This is a genomic window from Streptomyces sp. WELS2 (assembly GCF_013870595.1).
Lineage (GTDB): Bacteria > Actinomycetota > Actinomycetes > Streptomycetales > Streptomycetaceae > Streptomyces.
In genome coordinates, this window is sequence record NZ_JACBWZ010000967.1 from 1 (window position 1) to 2,145 (window position 2,145).

Sequence of the window (2,145 nt, forward strand, 5' to 3'; positions counted from 1 at the left end):
TGCGGCCCCGTGCCGAGTACGCCGTCGTCCACGGCGAACTGGGCCCCGATCACGCCCTGGTGGACGCGGACGGGAATCCCGTGCTGATCGACATCGAGGGCACGATGTACTTCGACATCGAGTGGGAGCACGTCTTCCTGCGCGTCCGCCTGCACGGGGCGTACGCGCCACTGGCGGTGGACGGGCTGGACGAGGACCGGCTCGCGCTGTACCTGCTGGCCCAGCGGCTCTCGCTGACGGCTGGACCGCTGCGCCTGCTCGACGGGGACTTCCCCGACCGGGCGGCGATGGCGGGCATCGCCGAGCACAACCTGAACGAGGTCCTGGCGCTGGTGGGCGGCTGAACGCGCCCGCGCCGGGCCGCCGCCGTCACGACGGTCAGTCCGTGCGCCGGTCACCCTGTGTCCGGGCCGGGACCTGTGCACGCAGGCGGCGACGGGCCCTGGCGATGAGCACCAGGGCCCGCACATTGGCCGGGGGCGGTCCGGTCAGGGCCTCGGTCACGGCGATCTCGACGCCGCCGCTGTACTGCGCCGACAGGTTGTAGAGGAAGGCGCCCAGCGTCACGAGGCCGGTGCCCAGGACGACTTCCACGATGACGACTCCGATCGCCACGGCCAGGAAGGTGCCGAAGGCGGGCAGGACATCCGGAGCCATGGTGTTCAGCATGATCCAGGAAACGCCCGCCGTGGCGACCACGAGCACACCGAGCCCGGCCAGCAGGAGGAAGCTGGTCACCATCACCGACCAGGGATCGGCCTCCGACAGACGCAGCCGTATCGGCCGCCGCCCTGGCCCGGGCGCCCCACCGCCGGGCACCCGCCGGCTCCGGAGACCGGAGACCGGCCCGGGCCGCCCGGCACCGGCGGCGGCCCCGGGGACACCTGGGAGACCCGGTGAGCCGGGTGTCTCAGGGGATCCGGCGGGACCGGCGGGACCGGCGGGGGCAGGCTGCTCCGGTGCCGTGCTTGTGCCGTCGGGGAGACCGGGCCGCTCCGGCGGTATGGATCCGCCGTCGGGTATCGGCCGCCCGTCGGTCTCGTCGGGCGGCACCGCGCGCCGGCGTCCGGTCGGCCCGGTCTTCGCGGAGGGGCCCGAGCCGCCGTCCTGCCCGGGTGTCATCCGTCCGTGGAAGGTGCTGCTGGGCCTGCGCTTGGCTCGGCTCATGCCTGTCTCCCTGACTGGCCTGGCAGCCGGGCCGTGCCGTCCACCGTCGAACGGGCCATCGCCGACCGCCAGGCGGCCTCTGGGGCCTGCTGGTCCGTGAATCCGACGGTATCGGCACTTTTGCCCCCATGCACCCGCGAGTGGTACGCCGGAGGCACCACCGGACGGGGCCGGACCCCGGTCCGTCAGCCGGTGTGGGGGACGCCGAGGTAGGGGAAGCCGGGGAGCAGATCGGTGTGGGGGCCGATGTGGTCGGTGGTGACCTTGCCCGCGGTGAGCATGGCCAGCCGGGCGGAGGTGACGTCGTCGGTGAGGGTACGGCCGTTGGGGTAGGCGGTGGGCTTGCCCCGGTCGAGACGCAGGATGTCCGGCAGTACCGTGCGCAGGACCCGCTCGGCCGACTGCTCGTCGTAGCCGCCGAAGTGCTGGAGCACCGCGGCCCAGGGCGCGCGGTAGGTGTCCCAGTCGTCGGCGGGCTCGCCCGCGTTGTAGGCGTCCTTGACGTCGTCGGCGTTGAAGCAGGCGGTCAGCGAGGGGTGGGCGCCGCGGTCCACGGACTTCAGCCGTCCGTCCTGGCGCACGCTCACCCGCGCCCACACCCCGATCACGGGGTCCGTGCCCAGTTCCGCGTGCGGCATCTCCAGCACGATCCCGAAGACGTTCTTGTCGGCGCCCCAGTCAGAACACGAAGCCGAACGCCACGTCGGCCCGGTGATCGCCGTCGGTGTCCACATCGAGGCGGTAGACCGCCTCCGGGTGGAAGGCCTGACCGCCGGTCGGTGCGACCGGGTTCACGTTCATGATCAGCACGGTCCGGTCACCGGGCACGGTGAAGGCGAACAGGTCGGTCAGGTCGAGCCGGGCGTCGTCCATGGGTGAGCGGAGATCGGGGCCGCTGAGGTGGTGGGACATGCGCCCAGCATTCGCGCGTCCAGGTGCCGGCCGCCGGTGGCGCGGCTGCGGACCTGGGGAAAATCA

Annotated in this window: 3 protein-coding genes and 1 pseudogene; 1 reads left to right on the top strand and 3 read right to left on the bottom strand. The window is 72.9% G+C overall.

Annotated elements, in window-relative coordinates; all coding sequences use genetic code 11:
* Positions 1-344, top strand: a pseudogene (locus tag H5J33_RS32355) (aminoglycoside phosphotransferase family protein); the annotation flags it as partial.
* 34 nt (positions 345-378) lie between these two features.
* Here the strand turns inward: H5J33_RS32355 and H5J33_RS38015 are convergent.
* The 3 genes from H5J33_RS38015 to H5J33_RS36875 form a co-directional block, all read right to left on the bottom strand.
* Positions 379-738 (bottom strand): DUF3566 domain-containing protein, encoded by a 360-nt coding sequence (locus H5J33_RS38015; RefSeq protein ID WP_309485538.1) that lies wholly within the window; start codon positions 736-738, stop codon positions 379-381.
* 614 nt (positions 739-1,352) lie between these two features.
* Positions 1,353-1,901, bottom strand: a complete 549-nt coding sequence (locus tag H5J33_RS32365; RefSeq protein ID WP_220212958.1) for a DUF4331 family protein — start codon at positions 1,899-1,901, stop codon at positions 1,353-1,355.
* Positions 1,846-2,079 (bottom strand): DUF4331 family protein, encoded by a 234-nt coding sequence (locus H5J33_RS36875; RefSeq protein ID WP_220212959.1) that lies wholly within the window; start codon positions 2,077-2,079, stop codon positions 1,846-1,848. The genes H5J33_RS32365 and H5J33_RS36875 overlap by 56 nt, the downstream gene beginning before the upstream one ends.
* Positions 2,080-2,145: the final 66 nt, after the last annotated feature.